Source organism: Chitinimonas sp. BJB300 (assembly GCF_002735695.1).
Lineage (GTDB): Bacteria > Pseudomonadota > Gammaproteobacteria > Burkholderiales > Chitinimonadaceae > Chitinimonas.
In genome coordinates this window covers 19,565-44,288 of sequence record NZ_PDZH01000026.1, presented here as the reverse complement: position 1 = coordinate 44,288, position 24,724 = coordinate 19,565, and the positions used below count along the sequence as shown (strand labels likewise).

The window sequence follows — 24,724 nt, the reverse complement described above, 5'->3', positions numbered from 1 at the left end:
ATGCCTGAGCATCAAGACGCAGAAGAACCCATTCGCACTTTGCCGCAAGTTACTGATCAACGCCTCCCGCGCGGCTTATGATCAGTTACAGCTGCTTCTCGCAGCTACTGCGTAACATCAGTTAAGATCTATCAAATACTGCGCTACGCCCTTGTCTATCAACACCAGATCAAGGCGCTTAGCGCCAAGTTTCCTGAGGTTGGTTTCGTCATCGACGGCATCTACTACGTTCAACTTCGCTTCATCGAATGCTGGTGGATTGGCGTAACCACGTACCGTACCAATAGTGTACGGCTTTAAATCAGACAATTTCTTATAGCTAATCGAACTATCGACACGCTTATAAAAACCAATCTGATTCGGTGCAATGGGATTTGAATAGATAAACCATTGCTCGCGTTCCTTTGAATGCCAGATTGCGACGATGCCATCGACACGCCCCTCGGTTCCTTCGCGAAGCGCACGAGCCCAGGGCAAAATCGTTACATTAATGTTGTAGCCGCTCCGCTTGAAGGCTTCAGTTGCAATAGCCGTAATGACCCCGCCATTCGGCATATTGGTAGTCGTATAAGGTGGGTATTCGGTAGTAACAAACTGTAGCAACTCCTCCGCCTGTACTTTTTGAGAAAATGCGACGTTAACAAGCAGGAAAATCATAAAGACTAAGTGGCAAAGAAGGCGCTTAAACATGAGAGACGACCCCCTATACAGTTGGTGTATGTGATGTCTGTTATGAGCCACGGTTGCATGCATCTTCATCAGGGTCTTTGCACTCGGAAACCGTAATCCGACTGTGCCTTTTTTAAGCAAACTTATGCAGAGTGAAGTGAACTTGGAAAGCGTACGATGTCCCATGTTTTTTGGACAACGCCCATTTACCGGCATGTGTTAAATCTCGATCATCTGTAAGAGAATACAAGGCCACTGATCCGACTAAATGGCAGCCTATTGGTTTGATGGCGCTGGAGAGGTAGAAGCACTAGCTGGTTCATGTGCCGCGGCTTGCTGAAAATACTTCCCCATGATTTTTTTTAATGTACCGTCGGCTGTTATTGCTGCCAGGCCCGTATTGAACACTTCCACAGTCTGATCAACGTCTTTCACTTTGTGAGAAAAAGCAACATACAGTGGCATGATTTCAATGGCTGGCTCAACCCAAACCAGCCTCCCCGTCTGTTCAGGCATTTTTTTTGCAATCAAATACAGAGCCAAACCCTTATCAATCAACACCAGATCAACTTTTCCACGTACCAACAACTGAAGATTTGCTTCATCATCCCAGGCCGCTTCGGTGCGAAACTTCGCTGCCTTGAAAGGTTCTGGATATGCATAACCATGAACAATACCAACCAACGGACGTTTCTCGGCCAAGGTTGCCATTGAACCCGTCAATTCCGGGCGATCATTTCGTCGAAAAAATCCAACTTGGTTTGCCGGCAATTGGTTAGCAAACTTAAACCATTGAGCGCGTTCAGCGGTGTACCACATACCTGTAATACCATCAGTCTGGCCAGACTTTGCCTCTTCTAAAGCCCTTGCCCAAGGAAGAAAGATAAATTCCACTTTGACACCCTGTTGAGCAAAGGCTGCAGAGATAATCTGATTTAACACCCCATAGCCCGGCAGTTCTTGCCCCATATAGGGTGGATACTCTGTCGTCGTCAACGTTACCAAAGGCTTTGCAGCGACCGAAGTCAATTGAACAATAAAGACACAAAGCGCCAAAGTGCAGTTGCGCAATGTTTTCATTCCTGAACCTCCGATATGAGCAACAGCAACGTGGTTGACCATTTTCAAGACGTGCCAACACACCTAGAAATCAATTAAACAGATTAGTACAAAAATCGATGAACTTTATGTCACTCCCCTGCCGAATCAGGCTGAACTGGATTGTGTGGTACGCATGAACATAACCAAGATTACTCACGTTGCCGCTGGTATCTTGATCCAGCCTTCTGGCCAGTTTTTGCTCGGCTCGCGCCCTGAAGGCAAACCCTACGCAGGCTGGTGGGAATTCCCCGGCGGCAAGCTAGAAAACGGTGAAACTCCGCTTGATGCTCTCAAGCGTGAACTGCACGAGGAGATGGGGATTACGGTAGAAACAGCCCAGCCTTGGCTGGTACAGGTCTTTACCTATCCGCATGCCACCGTCCGGCTCAATTTCTTCAAGGTAACCAACTGGCAGGGCGAACCACAGCCGCATGAAGGTCAAGCCTTTGCTTGGCAGGTACCCGGTGCACTTACGGTAGACCCTGTCTTGCCCGCCAATACACCGATTCTGCGCGGGCTACAGCTCCCTCCCCTGCTGGCTTTTTCAAACGTGGCCGAACTAGGGGCAGACGCCTGGCTGACCCAGCTGCAAACCAAACTGCAAGCCGGCCTGCGCTGGCTGGTGCTGCGCGAACCGCAGCTCGATGCCATCAGCTATGCCGAGCTTGCCCAGCAAACTTTGGCCCTTACAGCCTCCTATAGCTGCAATGTGCTACTGCATGGCGCAACAGACCAGGCCCGTGAACTGGGAGCAGCCGGCGTACACCTACCGGCACGCCAACTATTGCAGACAACACAGCGGCCAGATGGCTGGTGCGGTGCTTCGGTCCACAATGTCACCGAACTGGCCAAGGCAGCCGAGTTGGGCCTGGATTATGTCGTCCTGGGCACCATCAAGCCCAGCCTCAGCCATCCTGGCAGTGCCACGCTGGGCTGGGAAGGTTTCAGCGAACTGGTCAGCCAGGGCTGGCCCTTTCCCATTTATGGTATCGGTGGCCTCACCGAATTCGACTTGGTAGAAGCGCAGGCGGCCGGTGGTCAAGGTGTGGCTGCATTACGTGCGGCATGGCAATGAAGCCAGCCTGGAAAGCCGGCCTGACGGTAGCCGGGCTGGCCGGCTTGTTGGCCTTGAGCTACACGCTGCGCCCCACCGAAACCAGTCCAACAACTCGCTACCAGTGTACTGATCTGACAAAACCCTGCGCTATCCAGATTGGTGGCCAACCCTTCCTGCTTCGTGCACAAAGCGCGCCTTCAATGCTCAAACCGTTCCATCTGGTATTGCGTGGCCCAACCCGCCCGGCTGCACGGGTGCGTTTCGGCATGCAGGGCATGGAAATGGGTGCCATTGCCTTTCCACTCTCCGCCCAGGCCGATGGCAGCCTGGCGACCAATATTGTCCTGCCCTACTGCGTCCAAGGTAGGCGCGACTGGTGGTTAAGGCTTGAGTTGCCAGAAGAAAGTATAGAAGTAGCCTTTGTGACCCTTTAGGTGTTCTTGACGTATTTTCACTCGATATTCAATCTCCACAGCACCCGATTTAAATACGGCACCACCTTGTGTACGGCCAGATAACCTATCTATAAACACGCCATGTAGAGGTATATACGGACGGGTAACCCGCTGGAGATAAAAACGTGAATAAACTCAGCATGCGTACCAAACTCCTTTCCTTGGTACTGATCGCCCTGGTAGGGCTACTGGTCGTCGCGCTCACAGCGCTGGGTAGTCAACGCACTACGCTGATGGAAGACCGTCAACAGAAGACCCGCAATCTGATTGAAGTCGCCCATGGCATCGTTGTCAGTCACTATGAGTTGGAAAAAAGTGGCAAGCTGAGCCGCGAAGAAGCCCAGGCAAGGGCCAAGACCGAGCTCCGATCGCTGCGCTACGATAAGACGGAGTATTTCTGGATCAACGATATGACCCCGGTGATGGTCATGCACCCGATCAAACCCGAACTGGAGGGCAAGAACCTCAGCGAAACAAAGGACCCGGCGGGCAAATTCCTGTTCGTTGAATTTGTGAAGGCAGTGCAGAGCAAAGGTGAAGGCTTTGTAGACTATCTATGGCCAAAACCTGGCGCCGATAAACCAGTACCCAAGATCTCCTATGTGAAGGGCTTCGCACCATGGGGATGGGTTATTGGTAGCGGTATCTATATTGATGACATCGATGCGGCATTCTGGCGCAATAGTTTTAACTTGCTGGTGGTCGTCATTGCCACCGTCGTGGTGATGTTGCTGGTAGGTATCAAGCTGGCGGGGAAGTTGATTCAACAGCTTGGTGCCGAACCCGCTTATACCGTCGGGGTCGTGCAGCGTATTGCTGCCGGCCACCTAGACACATCGGTCAAACTCAACCCGAATGACAAGGACAGCCTGCTGGCACAGATTGGCGGCATGCAAACCCAGCTCAGCGAGCTGATCCGCCAAATTCGCACCAGTGCCGATTCGATAGGAGACATGGCCCAAACCGTGTCTGCCCGCTCCACCGAGGTGTCTACCGGCTCGGTTGGCCAAAACGACGCCGCATCATCCATGGCGGTTGCCGTCAATGAAATGACGGAAAGCATCAACCAGATCGCCAGTAATGCCGAACGGGCCAACAAACTGTCGCTGGAATCAGGTCAACTCTCACGCGACGGCAGTAAGGTGATTGACCGTGCAATGAGTGAAATGAACCTGATCAGCGAAGCCGTGCACCAGACCTCGGACGTAATCGATACCCTGGCCGCCAAAACCCAGACCATCACCAGTATTGTGAATGTCATTCATGATGTGGCCGACCAAACCAACCTGCTGGCCCTCAATGCCGCGATTGAAGCTGCTCGCGCTGGCGAACAGGGACGTGGTTTCGCCGTGGTAGCCGATGAGGTGCGAAAGCTTGCCGAACGTACCAGCAATGCCACTCGCGAAATCACCGCCATGATTACCGATATCCAGCAAAGCTCACAGGAATCCAAGTCTACGATGGTGATGGCCGTGCAACTGGTAGCCACTGGTGTTGAACTTGCCGGTCAAGGTGGTGAAGCGGTACGGCGCATAGAGGAAAGTGCAGGCCGAGTGGTCGGGGTCGTCGAAAACATATCAGCAGCCTTGAAAGAGCAAACGCTTGCCAACAATCTCGTCTCACAACAGGTAAGCCGAATTTCAGGTACTGCCAGCAGCAATGCAAGCTCTGCCCATACTGCTGCCGAAGTGACCAGCCATATGCAACAGCTGACCGAACAATTACGCACAGCCGTAAACCGCTTCCATATCTAGGTGCTGTCGGAGCAGGGTTTATGTGCCGCGTTGGCTCGGTCAATGCGACAAGCGCGGGAAATGAACTGAATCAAAGCAAGGCGGTCCCCTGGGAGGACTGCCGGTTTGCTTTATAATCCGGCGCTTCCGCAACACCATGGTCACGCCGTCCAATGAAAATCTCTCTGATTGCACTCGCCGCCGCCTTTTCGCTCAATGCAGCAGCAGCTCTGTCCATCCCCCCCGCGCCCGACCTATCGGCCAACGCCTATTTTCTGCTCGACGTCAACAGTGGTGCCCCACTGGCGGTGAAGAATCCCGATGCACGCATCGAGCCCGCCTCGCTGACCAAATTGATGACTGCCTACCTGACCTTCAAAGCAATTCAAGAAGGCCGGCTAAAACCAGAGCAGCAATTCACCGTATCGGAAAAAGGCTGGAAAACCGAAGGGTCACGCATGTTTCTCGACCCTAAAAAACCAGTGTCGGTAAACGACATGATCAAAGGCATGATTGTGCAAAGCGGTAATGACGCTTGCGTCACATTGGCCGAAGCCATTGCGGGCAGCGAAGACACCTTCGCCACCCTCATGAACCAGCAGGCGACCAAGCTGGGGATGAAGAACACTCACTTCATGAATGCCACCGGCCTGCCACACGCCCAGCACTACACCACGGCAAGGGACTTGGCCGCCTTGGCCACTGCCATCATTCGTGACTACCCCCAGTACTACCCCATCTACTCGATGAAGGAATACAGGTACAACAACATCACCCAGCCAAACCGCAACCAACTGCTGTATCGCGATCCACAAGTCGATGGCATGAAAACCGGCCATACCGACAGTGCCGGCTATTGCCTGGTTGCCAGCAAGAAAGCCGACGGCCGCCGAGTACTGAGCGTATTGCTGGGCACCAATTCAGACCGGGTCCGGACCGACGAGAGCGCCCGCTTACTGGGTTACGGTATTCAGTTCTTCGACAGCCCGCGCCTCTATGCTGCCCGTACCCCGGTCACCCAGGCACGCGTGTTCAAAGGCCAGGCCGACAATGTGGCTGTAGGCTTCGACCGCGATCAATACCTCACCATTGGGAAGGGTGGCGCCACCAAGGTACAGCAAGAAATCACGCTGCAGCCTAAGCTGATTGCGCCGATCAAGGCAGGCCAAGTCATCGGCAGTATCAAACTCAGCCTGGATGGCCAATCGCTGGGCGAGCTGCCGTTGAAAGCACTTGCTGCAGTGCCAGAAGCGGGTTTTTTCGGGCGGATGGTGGACAGCACCAAGCTTTGGTTCAACTGATTCAGGCCTAACCATACCCTGGGCATGGGGGCAATATGCCCCCGCCCCCAAACCATGAGGCAGCGATGCTTTACTTAAACGGCCATTTTGTCCGCCCTGAAGATGCCAAGATCTCGGCCCTTGATAGAGGCTGCCTGTTTGGCGATGGCGTTTATGAAGTCATTCCGGTGTATTCCCGCCAACCTTTCCGGCCCGCCGAACATATCCGTCGCCTGGAGGCAAGCTTGGCTGCTATCGGTCTGCCAAACCCCCATACGGCAGAGCAATGGATAGCGCTGGTTAAGCAGGTGATCAGCCAGCAAGACTACGAAGACCTATCCATCTACCTGCATGTCACCCGCGGCAATGCGGGCGAGCGTGACTTTCCGTTTCCGGAGAACACACCGCCAACCGTGTTGATCAATCCTGCTCCACTGGTCGTACCCAGCCAGGAAGCCAAAGCCACGGGGGTGCGCGCTATCAGCCATGCTGATTTCCGCTGGCTGCGCTGCGATATTAAATCGCTGAACCTCCTACCCGCTGTATTGCTGCGCCAAGCGGCCAAGCAAGCAGGTTGTGCCGAATGCGTGATGTTTCGTGACGGCATGCTCAGCGAGGGCGCCGCCAGTAATATCTTTGTGGTGAAGAACGGCGTGATCGCCGTACCGCCAAAGGACCATTTGATATTGCCCGGCATTACCTACGATGTAGTGATTGAGCTGGCGCAGCAGCACGGTTTGCCTTTGGAAGTACGTCACATCAGCGAAACTGAGGTGCGCAATGCTGACGAGCTATGGATGACCAGTTCTACCAAGGAAGTGCTGGGGATTATCGAACTGGATGGCAAACCTGTTGGCAATGGCCGGGTTGGCCCCCTGGCGCAAAGGCTGGACAGCTACTACCAGGCATTCAAACAAACCATTATGCGCAAGCCCATAACATGCTGATCCGACTCGCCATCCAAGAAGATGCAACCGCCTGGCACGCACTCCGGCTAGAAGCACTGCAGGCTAACCCCGAATCCTTCGGCAGTAGTTATGACGAAGAACGTGATATGCCCCTTGGCAACATCGCCGCACGCCTTACCGACCCACTCAACCGGGTTTGGGTGGCGGAAGAAAATGGTGAGTTACTGGGCACGGCAACCGCCCGGCGCGAAGGAATGGCAAAATCAGCGCACCGCACCAACCTGTTTGCCATGTATGTCGCCCCCCATGTACGCCAACAGGGCTTGGGGCGCCAGCTGGCGCAGGCGGTGATCAACAGCGCGCGCGACGACTTGGAAACTGACTGGCTGCAACTCTCAGTCACGTGCGACAACCTGGCTGCCTGCCAGCTTTATATACAGTTGGGGTTTGTGAACATGGGCTTTCAGCCCGATGCCCTGCGCATAGACGGCCAATCATTTGACGAATACCACATGGTGCTTGATTTACGAGCCGCCACGGAGGCTCTGGCATGAGCGACAAAGAAACCATTATCGAATTCCCATCGCGTTTCCCCATCAAAATCATGGGGCCACGCCACGACGACTTTTCGCAAACCATTTTCGAGTTGGTACGGGTGCATGCGGCCGACCTGACTGCTGAAGACATTGAGCTGAGAGTCAGTTCTGGCGGTAACTACATCTCACTGACCGTCACCGTGACCGCCATTTCGCAAGCACAACTCGATGCCATCTACCGTGCAGTGACCGCCCACCCGATGGTGAAATACGTCCTGTGAGCTCACCCTTCATCCTGCGGCCGGGCCGCCCGGTGGATGCCGAGGCGCTTACCCGAATATCCCATGTGGCCAAGGCGCACTGGGGCTACCCGGCCGAATGGCTGGTTATGTGGCGAGAAGGCCTGACGGTGACCGAAGCCGATCTGGCAGCCAATTGGTGTGTGGTGGCAGAGCTGGCAGACAAGCCGGTGGCGTTCGCCATGGTAGCGCTGGAAGACGGCATGTTCGAACTGAACCATTGCTGGGTCCTGCCCGAGGCCATGGGCATGAAGTTAGGCACGACCATGTTCAACATGGCGCGGGCACATGTGGGCAACAACCAGCCCTTGTTCATCGTCGCCGAACCTAAAGCTGAGGGGTTTTACCAGCGGCAGGGTGCCCGAACCCTCGGACTGTGGCCGTCGCTGCCAGAGGGCAGAAAGGTGCCCATGATGCTGTGGCAGCATGCCACGCCGATGGCGAGCGAAGTCGTGCAGAGCCACTGGCTGGGCATGCAGGATTACATCCCCACCTGGATGGCCATGCAGGAGTTCACCACGCATCGGCAGCCAGATACGCCCGACGAACTGTGGTTGCTGGAACACCCCCCTATCTTCACACAGGGGCAGGCCGGTAAGCCGGAACACGTGCTGCAAACTACCGCCATTCCTATCGTGCCTATCGACCGTGGGGGACAGGTGACCTACCATGGGCCGGGCCAACTGATAGGGTATGTGATGGTCGACCTTAGCCGTCGAAAACTCGGAGTACGAGAACTGGTTCGCCGGCTGGAACAAAGCCTGGTCGAACTGTTGGCAGACCTGAATATCACCGCCTACGGTAAAGTCGATGCACCGGGCGTGTATGTACAGATGGCTAAAGGCGAAGCCAAGATTGCTTCGCTTGGGTTACGCATCCGCAATGGGAAAAGCTATCATGGCCTGGCGCTGAATGTGGATATGGACCTCACGCCGTTCAGCTACATCAACCCATGTGGCTATGCCGGTTTGGCCGTAACGCAACTGAAGGATTTGGGCGTGAATGAAACGCCGGCCTCGCTTGCGCCGCGTTTGGCCGCTAAAATCAATGCCTTGCTCGCATTGGAAGGCACCGCCTCAATCGCCGACTATGCCCTGAGCGCCAAGCCAGCTACTGTTTGAACTGGCTGCAGAAAACGAAAGAACCCACGCATGTCCTCGCCCGTCGTCACCACCCCGCCCGCGAAAGCCGAACAAGGCGTCAAGGAGTCTGTTACCAAGACTACGCTTGCCCCCATCATCGCTGGGGTCAAGCTAAAGGGGGAGGCCAAGACCGCCCGTATCCCGATCAAGATCGTGCCGTTCGACAAACCGCTGGAGAAGCCGGACTGGATTCGCGTCAAGGCCCCAAGCGGCAGCCGCTTTTACGAGATCAAGAACATTCTGCGCGAGCAGAAGCTGCACACGGTGTGCGAAGAAGCCAGCTGCCCGAATATCGGTGAGTGCTTTGGTAAAGGCACGGCCACCTTCATGATCATGGGAGACATCTGTACCCGTCGTTGCCCCTTCTGCGATGTGGGCCATGGTCGTCCGAATCCGCTGGATGAGAACGAACCCAAGCACTTGGCAGAAACCATTGCCGCCCTGCGCCTGAAGTATGTGGTGATCACCTCGGTGGACCGGGATGACCTGCGCGACGGCGGTGCAGGCCATTTTGCCGATTGCATACGGCTTAGCCGCGAATTGTCACCCGCCACCCAGATCGAAGTGTTGGTGCCCGACTTCCGCGGCCGCCTGGATGTCGCCATCGATATCCTCAGCGAAACACCGCCCGATGTAATGAACCACAATCTGGAAACCGCGCCACGCCTGTACAAGCAGGCTAGGCCCGGTTCGGATTACCTGCATTCGCTGAAGCTGCTGAAAGACTACAAGGCGCGTAACCCGAATGTCGCCACCAAATCCGGCATCATGGTGGGCCTGGGTGAAACCGATGAGGAAATCCTCGAAGTAATGCGCGATATGCGCGCGCACGATATCGACATGATCACCATTGGGCAGTACCTGGCACCATCGAACTCGCACTTGCCAGTGTTGCGTTATGTCACGCCCGACCAGTTCAAGTTCTTTGAGGCGGAAGCCTACAAGATGGGTTTCAAGCATGCTGCGGTTGGTGCGCTCGTTCGGTCTAGCTACCATGCAGACCAGCAAGCGCACGGCGCTGGCGTTTGACCTCGCACAGCTATTATTTTCAACGCCCAGCACCACAAGAAAGCGCACCATGGCTCAGGATTCTGACGACAAGTTCTACGACAGGGCAGATGCCTATATCCAGCTGGCCAACACACAGTTTGAAGATGCGGAGCTTGCCGAGGTCAGCGCTTCCTTCATGTATGCCTTTGCCCGCTATACCGCATGGCTAAGCTCGCAGGAATTTTCGTCCGGCAAGGACATGCAAGCCGCCAAAGCCAAGACGATGGCCTTCTTCACCAAGCAATTCCAAGCCATGTTGGAAGAGAACTTCGACGATTACATCGAGAATTTCGAGACGTATCAGGAGTAAGGTAATCAACGGGGGCTTAGACTATCCCATCCTAGCGCCCGTAAAAAAGCCGATGGCAGCATGCTGCCATCGGCTTTTTTCTGCTAGAACCTGTCTAAAGTCTCGCGAGCTAAGGCAAGATAAGGCGAAAACAGCCGAGGAAGCGGAGTTTACACAGGGTAAATGAGCATTCCGAGGGTGTTTTCAACACCATATTGCCGACGCGTAGCAGAATTTAGTCAGGTTCTTAGCCGACCGCTCAGCCAGCACTAGGATGTGTCATGTCCAACGGCACCATCCATTCGCTGAATTGCGCTTCGGTCAAATACCCCAACTGCAAGGCTGCCTCTCGCAGGGTCGTACCCTCCTTATGGGCTTTCTTGGCAATCTCAGCCGCCTTGTCATAACCGATATTCCGGTTCAGTGCCGTCACCAGCATCAGGTTCTTGTCCAGGTTGTCGGTAATTCTGCCGCGAGCAGGCTCGATTCCGGCAGCACAGTGTTCGGTGAAGGCATCACAGGCATCGGCAATCAACTCGATGCTTTCCAGTACATTGTGTACCATCACCGGCTTGTAGACGTTGAGTTGGAAATTACCCTGGCTGCCTGCAAAGGCCACAGCCGCATCATTGCCAAACACCTGCACGCAAACCATGGTCATGGCCTCGCACTGGGTTGGGTTGACCTTGCCGGGCATGATGGATGAGCCCGGTTCGTTCTCAGGAATCGTCAACTCGCCAATGCCACAGCGTGGCCCACTGGCCAGCCATCGCACATCATTGGCCATTTTCATCAGCCCGCCCGACAGGGTGCGTAATGCTGCCGAGGTATTGACCAGCGCATCATGGGCCGACAATGCAAAGAATTTATCAGGTGCAGCTCTAAACGGCTGGCCGGTGAATTCAGCAATGCGAAAAGCTGCCGTATCTCCAAACTTAGGGTGGGCATTCAGGCCGGTTCCCACAGCCGTGCCGCCAATGGCAAGGTCGTACAAGCCGGACAGCGCGGCTCTGACAGTCTGCAGGCCAAAATCGATCTGCGCTACCCAGGCGCCTATTTCCTGCCCCAGCGTAATGGGTGTGGCGTCCTGCAGATGCGTGCGGCCGGTCTTGACCAGATTCGCATGTTCGAATGCCTTAGCGGCCAAGGTTTCGCGCAAACGGCTTACTGCGGGGAACAACCGCCGCTGTAATTCCGCCACGACTGCAATATGCATGGCGGTAGGAAAGGTATCGTTGGACGACTGGCCGCGATTGACATGGTCGTTGGGATGAACCGGCGTCTTACTGCCCAATACCCCACCGGCCAATTCAATCGCACGGTTCGATATCACTTCATTGGCATTCATATTGGACTGAGTACCCGACCCGGTTTGGAACACCACCAAGGGAAAGTGCTCATCCAATGCACCACTGATTACCTCGTCGGCTGCAGCCACAATCAACTTGGCCGTATCCACCGGAAGTTCGCCCAGGTCGGCATTGGCCTCGGCGGCGGCACGCTTTAGTACCCCCAGTGCATAGATAATGGGGCGCTGCCACCGAAAGCGAGTGACACCAATGGGAAAATTATGAATAGAACGCTGAGTCTGTGCGCCCCAATAACGGTTGGATTCAACGGCGATACTGCCCATCGAGTCCGTTTCCTGACGATGCTTGATCATGGTGGAGGGTATCTCACTGGCTGGGATAGATAGACGGAAGAGTAACTGATCGAAAAACCGGATGCCTGCAGAAACTACCGTACATTCTTCAAGTCATTACGGCGGATCGCATCGAAACTGAGACCGATGGCCGAGCGATAACGTTTTTCCATCTCGCCACTTTTTATCCGACGTTGGACTTCCCGGTCGAATTCGGCAACTTTGGCTGCCAGTTCGGGTCGGACAGCATGAAACTGTGGCATGACCTCAACGATGGGTTCGAGTAAGCGGATTATCAACTGCTGCTCCTTACGGACGCGCTCCACCCAGATCAAATCGTCAAACATCACATCAATACGTTTGGCGGAAAGTTGACGCAAACCGTCCATTGGGTCGGTCATTTCAACCGTTTCCCAATTCTGGTATTGGCCGACCTGTTGGGGATAGACATAGTTTTTGACAATACCGACACGCGCCTGTGCGAACTGGTCCAGTCCATCAAAGCGTTTCAGCATTGAGCCCTCCTGTACCCACGCAGCCACCAGCCAATACTCCGTCGGCGTCGTCGTAAATTTCCAGGTAGGAAGGGTTTCCTTGTCGGCAAAGAGCATCGCATCAATCTTGCCTTCGTGTGCAGCCTGCAGGCACCGGGTTTGGGTGCCGGACTGAAAGTTCAGCGCCAAACCCATTGCGCCGTAGATCTCACGAATCAAGTCGATTGTTATGCCACTATGGCCGCTCTTGTTGTCATAGGCGGCATAAGGAGGCCAATTGTCATAGCAAACCCTCAGCGTCTGCTGAGCGCGCGAACTCAAGGCCAGGAATGCCAGCAATATTAGGAGCAGATTACGCACGATGAAATCGATATGGATGCACCTAATACGGTTTTAGTGTGTTTAACAAAAAAAAGATGCCAAAACGTGCCTCAAATTCATAGCTTGCGGACACCACACGTCGCAGCTTGAACTATGATGCCCAAAGGAGTGGAAAATACCGTTCAGCGCCTTGAAATAGAAAAGGACGGCTTGTGAGTAATCAGGTCTTGATCGTAGATGACAGCCGTGTATCCCGGATGCTTGTCCGTGGGTATCTGGAAGAAAGCAGGCCCAACTGGCGATACTTCGAGGCATCGAGTGGTGAAGACGCCATTGCCTTGGTGCAGAAGGAAGCCATCGACCTCGTCACAATGGATATCAATATGCCGGGCATATCGGGCCTGGCGGCAGGCGAACGTATTTTGCAGCTTCGCCCCAAAGCACGCGTGGTCGTGCTTAGCGCCAACGTTCAGGCAAACGTCCGTGATAAAGCCGAGGCCCTGGGCATGCAGTTCCTGCCCAAGCCGGTTACTGCAGCCACCATCGTCCGCCTGCTGGAGATGATGGAGCAAGAATGAACGTCTATCTCACTCCCCTCCAGCATGATGCGCTGTGTGAAATTTTCAATATCAGCGTGGGCCGGGCTGCCGCCGCCATGGGCGGCCTTGTAGGGGAGAATGTCAGTCTGTCGGTGCCAGCGATGCGGTTTTGTTCGATCGATGCACTGAAAGACCGCATGAACATGGTTGAATGGCAGCAAGTGAGCGCGGTGTCCCAGTCCTTCAAGGGCAGCTTCGAAGGTGACGCCTTACTGATGTTCCCCAACGACGATGGTATGGAAATCGTGCGGTTGATGTTATCCCACGTAAAACAAGCCGTGGATATCAACGAGCTGAGAGGCGACGCACTGATCGAGATCGGCAACCTGTTGTTCAATGCCTGCCTGTCGAGCCTGGCCGATATCTTCGATGAAGAATTTATTTTTGATATCCCACGCCTACGCAGTTGCAGTGGCAGCGAAGTGCTGGCCCAGGAATCCCATAGCCCACGTAATCCAGTGCTGTTCCTCAATATCCAGTTCACGCTGGGGAAGCGGCATATTGAAGGCTTTCTGGCCTTTCTGATTACCTTATCCTCGCTCGATACCCTGCGTCACGGTGCTGACCGATTCATTCGACGCGAAGGCACCACTTCCACGCCATGAGCGACCGGGACCAACACGACCCACTTCCGCAAGAACTCAGCATGACCGTGCTGATGACGCCTGACATGGCCAACTTTTCGGGCAATGTCCATGGGGGATCGATTCTCAAGCTGCTCGACCAGGTGGCATATGCCTGCGCCAGCCGTTATGCCGGCAGCTATGTCGTGACGCTATCGGTAGATCAGGTCACCTTTGCCCGGCCGATCCACGTGGGTGAACTGGTTACCTTCCTGGCCTGTATCAATTACACCGGCCGCAGTTCCATGGAAGTCGGCATCAGGGTCATCGCCGAACATGTAAGCCAACGCAGTGTCCGACACACCAACAGCTGTTTTTTCACTATGGTGGCCGTAGGCGACGATGGCAAGCCCGTCAGCGTGCCACCGCTGCAACCGCACGATGAAGATGCTCGCCGACGCTGGAAAGAAGCTGAATTACGCAAGCAGCATCGGCTCGATTACGCCGCCCAACGCGCTGCACTCAAGCAAACCATCAACTAGGCGTGTCATCAACCATTCAAGCGGGCTGCATTGCCTTCGTTCGAGCTTGTTTGGTTTTGTTAAAACCTGATCACGATCTTAACTACGCCATCGACTGGACGTTAAGCTGTCCGCGGTCTAAGAACCTGTCTAAAGTCTGCCTTGCATCAGCAATACGGCGTTGAAAACACCCTCGAAATGCTCATTTACCACGCGTAAACTCCGCTTCCTCGGCTGTTTTCGCCTTGTCTTGCCCTAGCTCGCGAGACTTTAGACAGGTTCTAATTTCATGCACGTTTGGCTTGGTATTAATGCCGGCACAGTGCGTGAAAAAGCATGGGAAACGCACCAACACAACGGATCAGACCACCCCCTATTGGCATGCTAGCAACCCTCCCCCAAATGGGGGATGCGGAAAATAAAATTATCTGTCTATCTAGGAGGTAACGGCTACATCGGCCGGAGCCGTTCTCTCAGTTAGGAGATACCGCGCTATCGTTTGATCAGAGTGCGGCGCTTATGCAGCGATCTAACTTGGCCACTCGCGAGCAGTTCAAATTTTTGTCCACCCTGCCGGCAACGGCTGATCATGTCCGCCTCGCGCTTGGTGTCATCGTTGCATCGGCCATTCTTTTTGCGATTGCCATACCATTTGCCAAGCTGCCTTTGGGCAAGGTATGGGCCTTCATTCCAGCCTACCAGTCAGCCCTCGTTATCAATGATCTGATTACTGCAGCCTTGTTATTTGGGCAGTTCCATATCTTGCGCTCTCGAGCACTCTTGGCGCTGGCATCGGGGTATCTGTTCACTGCCTTCATGGCAATCGCTCACGCGCTTACCTTTCCAGGATTATTTGCTGAAACAGGCTTGCTTGGCGCGGGGCCGCAAACTACCGCTTGGCTTTATATGTTCTGGCATGGCGGTTTTCCGATCATGGTGACGATATACGCGTTGTTGGCCAATCGTACTGACTCGGCTCCGCTACGCTTGGTCCCTGGTCGCGCCATCGTCACCTGTATCGCCGCAACGTTGATAGCTGCCTGCGGGCTTACTTCTGTTGCTACTTTAGGTAAGGATTACCTACTACCTATCATGCAAGGTAACCGCTATACCCCCCTTATGATTGCTGTGGTTATCACTGTATGGAGCTTGAGCATCATAGGATTGTTCATCGTTGGCAGGCGATGGATGCGTACCCTGCTTGACCTGTGGCTGGCGGTAACGATGTTCGCCTGGGTCTGTGACATTGCACTGTCCACGGTCCTCAATGCTGCCCGCTTCGACCTTGGTTTTTACGCAGGGCGGGTATACGGGCTGCTGGCTGCGAGTTTCGTGCTGATCGTACTACTACTGGAAAACAGCAAGCTATACGCCCACCTTGCTACTACCGCTGTGGCTTTACGCGAAGCAAAACAGGCCGCCGAGGAGGCTACTCAGGCGAAATCAATGTTTCTGGCGAATATGAGCCATGAAATACGCACGCCGATGAACGCCATCATTGGTATGTCATACCTAGCATTGAAAACCAAACTCACAGCGCGACAACGTGACTACGTTGGCAATATACATAATGCGGGCACGTCACTGCTTGGCATCATCAACGACATTCTGGACTTCTCCAAGGTCGAGGCTGGCAAGCTTGACATCGAGTCAGTGCAATTCTGGCTGGACGATGTGCTCGACAACGTTTCAGCCATGGTGGCTCAAAATGCGGGCGAAAAGGGATTGGAGCTGTTAGCCAGCAATGGCAGGGGTGTACCGCAAGGTTTGATCGGTGATCCATTGCGCTTGGGCCAGATACTCATCAATTTCGTCAACAACGCTATCAAGTTTACCGACAAGGGCCAGGTAGCCATCACCATCACGCTGCTTGAGCGAGTTGGCGACAAAGTACAGCTGCGATTCGGTGTACACGATACGGGTATCGGCATGACTGAAACGCAAGCGGCACAGCTCTTCCAAGCCTTTACGCAGGCCGATAGTTCGACCACGCGCAAGTATGGCGGCACTGGGCTGGGGCTTACCATTGCCAAGCGTCTGATTGAAGCGATGGGTGGCACGATTCAGGTGGAATCAGCCCCCGGTTGGGGTAGTTCGTTTGTATTTAACATTTGGCTGGGTGTTTCAATGTCAGCCGATATGGACCGCAGATTATTACCCGAATCACTGAAGGGTCTGCGGGTCTTGGTGGTGGACGACAATAGCTCGGCACGCGAAATATTGGCGGAGCATCTGAGTGCACTGGACTTCGCGGTCAATACCTGCGCTTCAGGCCCCGAAGCGATCGAAGCCATCCAACAAGCCGATCTTGACCATCCTTATGACATCGTGTTCGTCGATTGGATGATGCCAGAAATGGATGGCCTGGAGACGATCAGACAGATTCGAATATTAAACCGTTGTGCTCGTATCGTCATGGTTACCGCCTTTGGTCGTGATTATGTACGTGCTCGCGGTGAAGTTATCGGCATTAATGGGTTTCTCACCAAGCCGGTTAGCCAGTCTTCGCTGCTCGATATGATCCTTGGCATAGTCGGTGCACAACTGGGTAATTCGGCGAGATTTGAAACGATTACAGATACGTTGCCCAGTTTGAATGGGATATGCCTGCTGCTTGCTGAAGACAACAAGGTCAACCAGCAGATCGCCGTTGAGTTGTTGGAGAGTGCCGGCGCCGCCGTCTCGGTAACGAGTAATGGTCGGGAAGCCGTGGACAAGCTTATGGCAAGCGGAAGGGAAGTATTCGATGCCGTGTTGATGGACGTGCAAATGCCGATTATGGATGGCATAGAAGCAGCACGTTTGATACACGCCGATGCACGTTTTGTGGACTTACCCATCATCGCCATCACAGCTGATGCGTTGAATGAAGAGCGAGAGCGCTGTTTGGCTGCCGGCATGGTGGACCACATTTCCAAGCCGATTGATCCACATGCCATGTTTATTACATTGCGACGCTGGGTCCAACCCACATCTGCACCCACTACCCAGCCTTTAGCCGTTGCAGGTTCGTTGACTGACGCACGGGTGATTCCGACGATTGAAGGGCTCGACCAAGCAGCAGGACTTCGACGTGTTGCTGGCAATCGCGACCTATATCTACGCTTATTGCGACAATTTGCCGCAGAAGAGGCTGATGCGCCGGCTCGCATTGAGGTGGCGCTGGCGGAGGGGGACAACGATTTGGCTGTGCACACCATACATGCGCTCAGAGGCGTAGCCGGCAGCATTGGGTTCATCGATTTACAAGCAGCAGCGGTGGTACTTGAACGCGCAATCAAGTCACATGAAGCCAATCAAGTGCCGTTACAACGGGTCGCGCAGGAGCTGATACGCATCGTTACCGCCTTGCAGCATGCCCTCGGCCAAGCTGCACAGCCAGTGGTTACTGCATCGGATGATGCACCGCTGCTTGTAATGCGCCTCGTATCGCTGCTTTCTGTGAGTGATGGTGAAGCATTGAGTTATTACCTCGAACACGCACCTGCTATTCGCGCGGTATTTCCTGATGGGGACTTTGCCATCTTTGAAAGAGCACTGACCAATTTCAACTTTGTCGAGGCGCTGGATCGTCTGCAACAAGTAGTCAAGGCAGCCGACACTGTGCTGGAGGAAGGTACACCATGAATAGGTCGCCTGATGCTACGGATCTGCAAACAATTTTGATTGTTGACGACACACCCGAAAACCTGACTCTGCTCTACGGTCTGCTGAAAGACCGCTATCGGGTCTTGATTGCAACCAACGGTGAACGGGCGCTCCAGCTTACCGCCGGCGACTCTCTCCCAGATATGATCCTGCTGGATGTAATGATGCCCGGTATAGGTGGCTTTGAAGTCTGCAAGCGGTTGAAGGAAAACCCTCTAACTGAAAAGATACCCGTGATTTTTCTCACTGCGATGGAAGAAAATGAAAACGAGCAGGAGGGCTTTGACGTAGGGGCGGTTGACTACATCATCAAACCCATTTCTCCACCTATTGTCCTGGCACGTGTCAAAACACACTTGAAACTCAAGGCGGCGGCGGATTTTCTGGAAGACAAGGCAGCCTTCCTTCAAGATGAAGTCGAGAAGCGCACACGTGATGTGCTGGTTATCCAGGACGTCACCATCATGGCGCTCGCCTCCTTGGCCGAAACTAGAGATAACGAAACCGGCAACCATATCCTCCGGACACAACACTACGTACGTTTGCTTGCGATGCAATTGAGGAGTCATCCGAAGTTTCGTACAGCACTTGATAACGACACCATTCAGATGCTCTACAAATCCGCCCCGCTACACGACATTGGCAAGGTTGGCATACCGGACAACATACTTTTGAAGCCCGGCGTGCTGACGGCAGAAGAGTTTGAGGTGATGAAGACCCACACCACGCTGGGTCGCGACACAATTGTTACCGCCGAGAAATTACTTGATGCGCCCAGCAGCTTTCTTCGCCTGGCGCGGGAGATTGCCTATAGCCATCAGGAAAAATGGGATGGCAGTGGGTACCCAGAAGGGTTGGCCGGCAATGACATCCCCGTTTCTGCACGTCTTATGGCAGTAGGGGACGTCTACGACGCACTCATCTCACGTCGTGTCTACAAAGCCCCTTTTCCCCATAAAAAGGCAGTAGAGATTATCCGTGAGGGGCGTGGACGGCATTTTGATCCAGACATAGTGGACGCCTTCTTACAGATTGCAGACGACTTTCATGCTGTGGCGATGCGCTACTCGGATGGTCATGAAGCAGGCAGGCCGCCCCAACCTGAACTACCGACTTCCTCTGCAAGTATCATGTGAGCAGAGAGGCGAGCTGTGCGTACCCCGGGCTACTCTTCGACCCGCGCCACCTCCACCCGGTTGCGCCCATCGTTCTTGGCGCGATAAAGAGCCGCATCCGCATGCTGGATCAGTGTATCCGCTTGCTCGCCATCCCGAGGGTAGACCGCCAGCCCCATGGAAATGGTGACCGCTGGCAATACCACACCACCCACGCGCACCGTCAGTTGCGCAATTTGCTCGCGTAACAGCTCGCACTTTGCCAACGCCGCTACCTGATCGGTTTCCGGCATAATCAGTGTCAGCTCCTCACCGCCAAAGCGGCAAGCCAGATCGCTACCGCGCAATGACTTCAACAGTAGTTGGGCAATATGCCGCAATACCTGGTCACCCGCCTCGTGGCCATGGTTGTCGTTGAATCGCTTGAAGTGGTCGACATCCAACATCACCAGGCTCAGAGGCGTATTCTGACGATTGGCTCGTACCAATTCGCGTTCCAGGGTCTCATTGAGAAAACGGCGGTTATACAGCCCGGTCAGGGCATCGACGATAGACTGCCTGCGCAGGTTCTCGCGTAGATTCATATTGGTTACAGCCAGCGCTACCTGTTCAGTCAGGGTATTGGCAACCTGCAACAGTTCAGGTGGGAATGCGTCCGCAACCTCTGCTGTGCCGGCTTCCAGGTAGAGAATACCTACCGGCTCTCCACCTGCCATCAGCGGCAGGCACAGATAAGCATCCGGCCGGCGCACCCCCAGATGCTGGCAAACAGGTTCCAAACGCAAATCCCTTACCGCATGGGGTTGCCCACGCCGGATGGCCCAGCATTGATTCGGTTCGAACAAGATCGTGTCGCTACTAAGCTGCCCCCACGAAGTCATACGCTCCAACAAATCACGCGAAGAGTAATAGGCATAGAGTGCACCTGCATGCTGCCCAAACAGCTGGTAAGCATACTTGCCGGCCACTTCGAAGAACTCTTCGGCATCCTGGCAGACCTGTAGCGCACTGGACATCTTGGACAATAGCGCCATATGCCGATTACGTTCTTCAAGGTTCGCCGCACCAAGCTGCATGCGTTCACTGACCTCCTGCAACTCTTCGACCGTCCTTGCCCGCTCGCGTATGCCCAGAAAAATCTGCCATAACAGTAAGCTGAACAACACTGCGTCGAGCACAGTCACCAGCACCACAACCAGATTCACCAACTGGCGGCGGCTTTGGTATTCGTTGTATTGCACCGCCTTGCGGGCATTCAGCTGGCTACGGAGATCGGTAACGCTAAAGCGCAACCGGTCCATGCCCAATTTGCCCGACAAAATATCATCAGTGTAAGCCGGGGTCCCACCATTCAGACGCCGTTGTTCGATAACCCTGCCCTGGTATTGATGCAATATATCGATCTGCCGGCTGATCAACTCCAGACTGCGTAAGGTATCAGTATCATTACGCAATGTCCGACGCAAGCGGGTCAATAGTCCCTGAGCTTGTTCATTCCCCTGATAATAAGGCTGTAGATACTCCTGTCGACCGGTAATCAGATAACCCTGAGTCCCTGATTCTGCATACTTCAAGCTAGATAGCATGAGTTGCAACTGCTCCATCTGCTCGGCGGTCTGCAGATAGCGGACATCCGACTCTTCCACCCAACCGGCCGAGATGATAGGCGCCAGCGCAGTGAACAACAGCAGGCACATGGCCAGAACAAAGCCAAGTTGGAGATAACGTTGCGAGAGGATGACTTTCCGGGTTTGCGACATTGGCAAGTTGGTCACTTGTTTACAAACAATGTCACAAGGCCTTTTCCATTTCCTGACTGGACAACAACAAGGTCGAAATTAGTCAAGCGGTGAAAAAACCGCGGTTTGTGGTAGGTAACGATTGTTTACACGCCATACATCAGCCCGGTAAGAGAGCTGGCACAGTAAAATAGTTCTTCCCACCCTACTCAGTTTGGAGACCTAATGAGGACCAAAGCCGCCATCGCCTGGCAAGCCAGCCAACCACTCAGCATTGAAGAAGTCGACTTGGCAGGGCCACGTGCGGGTGAAGTGCTGGTTGAGATCAAGGCCACCGGCATCTGCCACACCGACTATTACACCTTGTCGGGCGCAGACCCAGAGGGACTATTCCCCGCCATCCTCGGCCATGAGGGTGCCGGCGTGGTGATGGAGGTTGGTGCGGGCGTCACTTCACTAAAGCCGGGCGACCATGTGATTCCGCTCTACACCCCCGAATGCCGTCAGTGCAAATTCTGCCTCTCGCGCAAAACCAACCTATGCCAAGCCATTCGCGCGACGCAAGGCAAGGGGCTGATGCCCGATGGCAGCTCGCGCTTTTCGCTCGATGGCAAACCCATCTACCACTACATGGGCACCTCCACGTTCGCCAACCATATCGTGGTACCCGAGATTGCCCTGGCCAAGATTCGCCCGGATGCCCCGTTCGATAAGGTCTGCTATATCGGCTGCGGCGTAACGACGGGGGTGGGCGCTGTCATCTTCACCGCCAAGGTGGAAGCCGGTGCGAATGTGGTGGTGTTTGGCCTCGGCGGCATTGGCCTGAATGTCATTCAGGGCGCGAAAATGGTGGGCGCAGACAAGATCATCGGCGTGGATCTCAACCCCAGACGTGAAGCACTGGCACGCCAGTTCGGCATGACCCACTTCATCAACCCAAGCCAAGTCGAGAACGTGGTCGACCATATCGTCCAGCTTACTGATGGGGGTGCCGACTACAGCTTCGAGTGCATCGGCAATACCAAGGTGATGCGCCAGGCGCTGGAGTGTTGCCACAAGGGTTGGGGCAAATCCATCATTATCGGCGTGGCCGAAGCCGGCGCCGAGATCAGCACCCGCCCCTTCCAGCTCGTCACCGGCCGTGAATGGAAAGGCTCCGCTTTTGGCGGTGCACGCGGCCGCACCGATGTACCAAAGATTGTCGAATGGTATATGGAAGGCAAACTGAATATCGACGACCTGATCACCCATCGCCTGCCGCTGGAACGCATCAATGAGGGGTTTGACCTGATGAAGGCAGGGGAGTCGATTCGGTCGGTAGTGGTTTACTGATCGAAGATGAAATAAACAAGATGGCGATAACAAAGAGGTCAATACGCGATGAGTAGCACTCTGGAATTGATGAGCGAACACCGCTGCTTCGGTGGTCTGCAGCGCTTTTACCGGCACGACTCGCGTGAAATCGGCCTGTCCATGCGCTTTTCAGTCTACCTACCGCCACAAGCGCAGCAAGGACGGGTACCGGGTCTGGTTTACCTCGCAGGCCTAACCTGTACCGAAGAAACCTTCATGATTAAGGCCGGCGCACAGCGGTATGCCGCCGAACATGGCCTGGCGCTTATCGCCCCAGATACCAGCCCACGCAGCGCCAGGGTGGAGGGCGAGATGGAAAGCTGGGACTTCGGCGTAGGGGCAGGCTTTTACCTCGATGCGACGCAAGCACCGTGGAGTACGCACTATCGGATGGAGAGCTATCTGATGCACGAGCTGCTCGATCTGGTCTGCGCCACGCAGCCTGTCAAGGCAGACCAACTTGGCATCTTCGGCCATTCCATGGGCGGCCATGGTGCCTTGACGCTGGCTTTGCGTCACCCTGGGCGGTTCAAGTCCTTATCCGCTTTCGCCCCGATTGCCGCAGCCAGCGAATGTCCGTGGGGCGAAAAAGCGTTCGCCGGTTACCTCGGCAGTGACCTTACCGATTGGCTCGCCCATGATGCCAGCGCCCTCATGCGCAAAACCCAAGCGCCTTACCCTGCCGGCATCCTGATTGATCAGGGTCTGAGCGATACCTTCCTCGATAACCAGCTGCTGCCCGACCGTTTTGAAGCTGCCTGCCGCGATGCCAACCAGCCACTCACCCTGCGCCGTCACGAAGGCTACGACCATGGGTACTACTTCATCAGCAGCTTTATTGCCGACCATATCGCCCACCACGCCCAGCAGTTGATGCCTTCCAACCCTGCGTTCTTTCACAGTGAGGAACCCAACTACCGTTCGGCCTGAGCACCGAACGGAAACACTTTCCTGGCGGTCTATACTCGAAGTGCTACCCAATGGGCCGCGTTGCATAGGCATTTGGCGCGCCTCCCACACCAAAAGGAGCGGCACCATGGATAAGATGAGTAAAGCCCAGTAACGAAACAAAACGCCACACGTCAGCCATCGGCAATTTAAGCTTGATCACCCTTTTGAGTGTCCTAGTGCAACTAATCCTTGAAATAAACATCCATGCAATGGCATGCATGGGTTCAGCTGTAAATATTACGGGCCGAGAGCCAGCGTAAAATGTGGACCGGGATAATGTTTAAACGCAAACCATTGCACCTAGAGGACAAAACGTTGTGAGCAATACAGGAATACGGCTTTACACGCCAATAACGGCAATCGCGCTTGTCGTTATTGGCATTTTATCTTTGAGCGTTCATACCGTAATGCTGCAAGTATTGAATATCCCTTATCCATCGGGGTATCCCAAAAACGGCTGGGTCCCCTTTATAGATAATGTCGGCATCTTATTGGCTGCTATTTTTATTTATCAATTCAGCCATGAAAAACTTCGACGCCATTCGCCAATAGCGCAGATATTGATCATGACATTGTTGCTATCGGCATTAAAGGAAGTATTGATTCGTGCCCCATTAATGAATGCGATCGTATCTTCTGCCTGGATGTATGCCTTTATTGGTAACCTGCCTGCCATCCTTACTTGTCTTTGTATTGCCTGCTTTGTGGTTGTATTTGGCCCACACCGGCTCGGCACTCTATGGCACAAAATGATCGCCGCAATACTAGGGGCTATAGCAATTCAATGGATTGCTATACCTGGGGCAAATGCGCTAACAGAATTTTTGCTTCCCTTTGTCCCCCAACCAAGACAGCAAGATGCGATTCTACCCCCCTACCAACTAAATGTACTGGTTCCGGCCTATTTAACCTATGCAGAAGCCGTGATTGCCTGTTTTATCTTAGGCTGGCTCAGCTGGTGGAATATTGGCCAAGGACCAATAAAACGCATTGTGCTGTTTACCATTTTTATCATGTTACTCAAGAGACTATTACTCGCACCTATCTTCTATATTTTCTATTCAGATTTATCGCCAATTATGGCGGTGCTAAGCATGGGGCAATTTTCATTGGAAGCGATGGCATTAGGGTTGCTATCTGGGATTTATATAAGCTTCATTTATCGACAGCCCGCAGCATTGATAATTAAGGAGTCCACAACCTAAAAACCTGTTCATCAGCAGATACAAGAGAGAAGCAGCAGCCAATACTGTTGCTTG

Annotated in this window: 23 protein-coding genes and 1 pseudogene; 19 read left to right on the top strand and 5 right to left on the bottom strand. The window is 54.1% G+C overall.

Going from position 1 to position 24,724, the window contains the following annotated elements; translation table 11 throughout:
* Nucleotides 1-117 precede the first annotated feature (117 nt).
* Both CSQ89_RS06550 and CSQ89_RS06545 read right to left on the bottom strand, forming a co-directional pair.
* Nucleotides 118-690: a substrate-binding periplasmic protein gene (locus tag CSQ89_RS06550; RefSeq protein WP_158228920.1), complete on the bottom strand. Its 573-nt coding sequence runs from the start codon at nt 688-690 to the stop codon at nt 118-120.
* A gap of 255 nt (nt 691-945) precedes the next feature.
* Nucleotides 946-1,791 (bottom strand): substrate-binding periplasmic protein, encoded by an 846-nt coding sequence (locus CSQ89_RS06545; RefSeq protein ID WP_099405374.1) that lies wholly within the window; start codon nt 1,789-1,791, stop codon nt 946-948.
* 112 nt (nt 1,792-1,903) lie between these two features.
* Between CSQ89_RS06545 and CSQ89_RS06540 the strand changes: the two genes are divergently transcribed.
* From CSQ89_RS06540 to CSQ89_RS06495, 11 genes and pseudogenes are all read left to right on the top strand, one after another.
* The gene (locus tag CSQ89_RS06540) at nt 1,904-2,845 is read left to right on the top strand and encodes a Nudix family hydrolase (protein WP_099405373.1); all 942 of its coding nucleotides are present in this window, start codon (nt 1,904-1,906) and stop codon (nt 2,843-2,845) included.
* On the top strand, nt 2,842-3,261 hold the full coding sequence (locus CSQ89_RS06535; protein WP_099405372.1) for a hypothetical protein: 420 nt from the start codon (nt 2,842-2,844) through the stop codon (nt 3,259-3,261). Before CSQ89_RS06540 ends, CSQ89_RS06535 begins: the two co-directional genes overlap by 4 nt.
* 146 nt (nt 3,262-3,407) lie before the next feature.
* Entirely contained in the window at nt 3,408-5,036 is a 1,629-nt protein-coding gene (locus CSQ89_RS06530) for a methyl-accepting chemotaxis protein (RefSeq protein WP_139022948.1), read from the top strand.
* A gap of 152 nt (nt 5,037-5,188) precedes the next feature.
* The gene (locus CSQ89_RS06525) at nt 5,189-6,316 is read left to right on the top strand and encodes a D-alanyl-D-alanine carboxypeptidase family protein (RefSeq protein ID WP_099405370.1); all 1,128 of its coding nucleotides are present in this window, start codon (nt 5,189-5,191) and stop codon (nt 6,314-6,316) included.
* 65 nt (nt 6,317-6,381) lie between these two features.
* The gene (locus CSQ89_RS06520; protein WP_099405369.1) at nt 6,382-7,242 is read left to right on the top strand and encodes a D-amino acid aminotransferase; all 861 of its coding nucleotides are present in this window, start codon (nt 6,382-6,384) and stop codon (nt 7,240-7,242) included.
* Complete coding sequence (locus tag CSQ89_RS06515; protein WP_099405368.1) at nt 7,236-7,757, top strand: GNAT family N-acetyltransferase; 522 nt, start codon at nt 7,236-7,238, stop codon at nt 7,755-7,757. Before CSQ89_RS06520 ends, CSQ89_RS06515 begins: the two co-directional genes overlap by 7 nt.
* On the top strand, nt 7,754-8,020 hold the full coding sequence (locus CSQ89_RS06510; RefSeq protein ID WP_099405367.1) for a YbeD family protein: 267 nt from the start codon (nt 7,754-7,756) through the stop codon (nt 8,018-8,020). Before CSQ89_RS06515 ends, CSQ89_RS06510 begins: the two co-directional genes overlap by 4 nt.
* Before the next feature lie 107 nt (nt 8,021-8,127).
* A pseudogene (locus CSQ89_RS23785) lies at nt 8,128-8,385 on the top strand (GNAT family N-acetyltransferase); the annotation flags it as partial.
* Nucleotides 8,386-8,475: 90 nt separating this feature from the next.
* Nucleotides 8,476-9,159, top strand: a complete 684-nt coding sequence (gene lipB, locus CSQ89_RS23675; RefSeq protein ID WP_099405379.1) for a lipoyl(octanoyl) transferase LipB — start codon at nt 8,476-8,478, stop codon at nt 9,157-9,159.
* 30 nt (nt 9,160-9,189) lie between these two features.
* Entirely contained in the window at nt 9,190-10,209 is a 1,020-nt protein-coding gene (gene lipA / locus CSQ89_RS06500; protein WP_099405366.1) for a lipoyl synthase, read from the top strand.
* Between the two features lie 49 nt (nt 10,210-10,258).
* Nucleotides 10,259-10,540 carry a DUF3144 domain-containing protein gene (locus tag CSQ89_RS06495; RefSeq protein WP_099405378.1) on the top strand — a complete coding sequence of 94 codons (282 nt, stop codon included), beginning with the start codon at nt 10,259-10,261 and terminating at the stop codon, nt 10,538-10,540.
* Nucleotides 10,541-10,778: 238 nt separating this feature from the next.
* Here the strand turns inward: CSQ89_RS06495 and fumC are convergent, their stop codons facing one another.
* On the bottom strand, nt 10,779-12,179 hold the full coding sequence (gene fumC, locus CSQ89_RS06490) for a class II fumarate hydratase (protein ID WP_308418123.1): 1,401 nt from the start codon (nt 12,177-12,179) through the stop codon (nt 10,779-10,781).
* Nucleotides 12,180-12,256: 77 nt separating this feature from the next.
* Nucleotides 12,257-13,015, bottom strand: coding sequence for a substrate-binding periplasmic protein (locus CSQ89_RS06485; RefSeq protein ID WP_158228919.1), 759 nt, complete (start codon nt 13,013-13,015; stop codon nt 12,257-12,259).
* A gap of 173 nt (nt 13,016-13,188) precedes the next feature.
* Here CSQ89_RS06485 and CSQ89_RS06480 point away from each other — a divergent pair, with 173 nt between their 5' ends.
* The 5 genes from CSQ89_RS06480 (at nt 13,189) to CSQ89_RS06455 (ending at nt 19,443) form a co-directional block, all read left to right on the top strand.
* Nucleotides 13,189-13,554 carry a response regulator gene (locus tag CSQ89_RS06480; protein WP_199065278.1) on the top strand — a complete coding sequence of 122 codons (366 nt, stop codon included), beginning with the start codon at nt 13,189-13,191 and terminating at the stop codon, nt 13,552-13,554.
* Entirely contained in the window at nt 13,551-14,180 is a 630-nt protein-coding gene (locus CSQ89_RS06475) for a hypothetical protein (protein ID WP_099405362.1), read from the top strand. The genes CSQ89_RS06480 and CSQ89_RS06475 overlap by 4 nt, the downstream gene beginning before the upstream one ends.
* Nucleotides 14,177-14,680, top strand: a complete 504-nt coding sequence (locus CSQ89_RS06470; protein WP_233202976.1) for an acyl-CoA thioesterase — start codon at nt 14,177-14,179, stop codon at nt 14,678-14,680. Before CSQ89_RS06475 ends, CSQ89_RS06470 begins: the two co-directional genes overlap by 4 nt.
* Nucleotides 14,681-15,178: 498 nt before the next feature.
* A complete protein-coding gene (locus tag CSQ89_RS06460) occupies nt 15,179-18,286 on the top strand; it encodes a hybrid sensor histidine kinase/response regulator (protein WP_099405361.1) in 3,108 nt (1,035 codons plus the stop codon).
* Nucleotides 18,283-19,443, top strand: coding sequence for a response regulator (locus CSQ89_RS06455; RefSeq protein ID WP_099405360.1), 1,161 nt, complete (start codon nt 18,283-18,285; stop codon nt 19,441-19,443). The genes CSQ89_RS06460 and CSQ89_RS06455 overlap by 4 nt, the downstream gene beginning before the upstream one ends.
* A gap of 29 nt (nt 19,444-19,472) precedes the next feature.
* Here the strand turns inward: CSQ89_RS06455 and CSQ89_RS06450 are convergent, their stop codons facing one another.
* Nucleotides 19,473-21,182: a GGDEF domain-containing protein gene (locus CSQ89_RS06450; protein WP_139022949.1), complete on the bottom strand. Its 1,710-nt coding sequence runs from the start codon at nt 21,180-21,182 to the stop codon at nt 19,473-19,475.
* 204 nt (nt 21,183-21,386) lie between these two features.
* Between CSQ89_RS06450 and CSQ89_RS06445 the strand changes: the two genes are divergently transcribed.
* From CSQ89_RS06445 to CSQ89_RS06435, 3 genes are all read left to right on the top strand, one after another.
* Nucleotides 21,387-22,493, top strand: coding sequence for an S-(hydroxymethyl)glutathione dehydrogenase/class III alcohol dehydrogenase (locus tag CSQ89_RS06445; protein WP_099405358.1), 1,107 nt, complete (start codon nt 21,387-21,389; stop codon nt 22,491-22,493).
* A gap of 60 nt (nt 22,494-22,553) precedes the next feature.
* Nucleotides 22,554-23,444, top strand: a complete 891-nt coding sequence (gene fghA / locus CSQ89_RS06440; protein WP_308418122.1) for an S-formylglutathione hydrolase — start codon at nt 22,554-22,556, stop codon at nt 23,442-23,444.
* Between the two features lie 338 nt (nt 23,445-23,782).
* Nucleotides 23,783-24,670: a hypothetical protein gene (locus tag CSQ89_RS06435; RefSeq protein ID WP_139022950.1), complete on the top strand. Its 888-nt coding sequence runs from the start codon at nt 23,783-23,785 to the stop codon at nt 24,668-24,670.
* The last annotated feature ends 54 nt before the right edge of the window (nt 24,671-24,724 follow it).

Excerpts from the sequence above, each read along its gene's own strand:
- CSQ89_RS06510 (WP_099405367.1), top strand. The coding sequence starts at position 7,754 with ATGAGCGACAAAGAAACCATTATCGAATTCCCATCGCGTTTCCCCATC.
- CSQ89_RS06475 (WP_099405362.1), top strand. The coding sequence starts at position 13,551 with ATGAACGTCTATCTCACTCCCCTCCAGCATGATGCGCTGTGTGAAATT.
- CSQ89_RS06515 (WP_099405368.1), top strand. The coding sequence starts at position 7,236 with ATGCTGATCCGACTCGCCATCCAAGAAGATGCAACCGCCTGGCACGCA.
- CSQ89_RS06455 (WP_099405360.1), top strand. The coding sequence starts at position 18,283 with ATGAATAGGTCGCCTGATGCTACGGATCTGCAAACAATTTTGATTGTT.
- CSQ89_RS06495 (WP_099405378.1), top strand. The coding sequence starts at position 10,259 with ATGGCTCAGGATTCTGACGACAAGTTCTACGACAGGGCAGATGCCTAT.
- CSQ89_RS06545 (WP_099405374.1), bottom strand. The coding sequence starts at position 1,791 with ATGGTCAACCACGTTGCTGTTGCTCATATCGGAGGTTCAGGAATGAAA.
- CSQ89_RS06460 (WP_099405361.1), top strand. The coding sequence starts at position 15,179 with ATGCAGCGATCTAACTTGGCCACTCGCGAGCAGTTCAAATTTTTGTCC.
- CSQ89_RS06535 (WP_099405372.1), top strand. The coding sequence starts at position 2,842 with ATGAAGCCAGCCTGGAAAGCCGGCCTGACGGTAGCCGGGCTGGCCGGC.
- CSQ89_RS06550 (WP_158228920.1), bottom strand. The coding sequence starts at position 690 with ATGTTTAAGCGCCTTCTTTGCCACTTAGTCTTTATGATTTTCCTGCTT.
- lipB (WP_099405379.1), top strand. The coding sequence starts at position 8,476 with ATGGCGAGCGAAGTCGTGCAGAGCCACTGGCTGGGCATGCAGGATTAC.
- CSQ89_RS06450 (WP_139022949.1), bottom strand. The coding sequence starts at position 21,182 with ATGTCGCAAACCCGGAAAGTCATCCTCTCGCAACGTTATCTCCAACTT.
- CSQ89_RS06470 (WP_233202976.1), top strand. The coding sequence starts at position 14,177 with ATGAGCGACCGGGACCAACACGACCCACTTCCGCAAGAACTCAGCATG.
- CSQ89_RS06525 (WP_099405370.1), top strand. The coding sequence starts at position 5,189 with ATGAAAATCTCTCTGATTGCACTCGCCGCCGCCTTTTCGCTCAATGCA.
- CSQ89_RS06520 (WP_099405369.1), top strand. The coding sequence starts at position 6,382 with ATGCTTTACTTAAACGGCCATTTTGTCCGCCCTGAAGATGCCAAGATC.
- CSQ89_RS06445 (WP_099405358.1), top strand. The coding sequence starts at position 21,387 with ATGAGGACCAAAGCCGCCATCGCCTGGCAAGCCAGCCAACCACTCAGC.
- lipA (WP_099405366.1), top strand. The coding sequence starts at position 9,190 with ATGTCCTCGCCCGTCGTCACCACCCCGCCCGCGAAAGCCGAACAAGGC.
- CSQ89_RS06540 (WP_099405373.1), top strand. The coding sequence starts at position 1,904 with ATGAACATAACCAAGATTACTCACGTTGCCGCTGGTATCTTGATCCAG.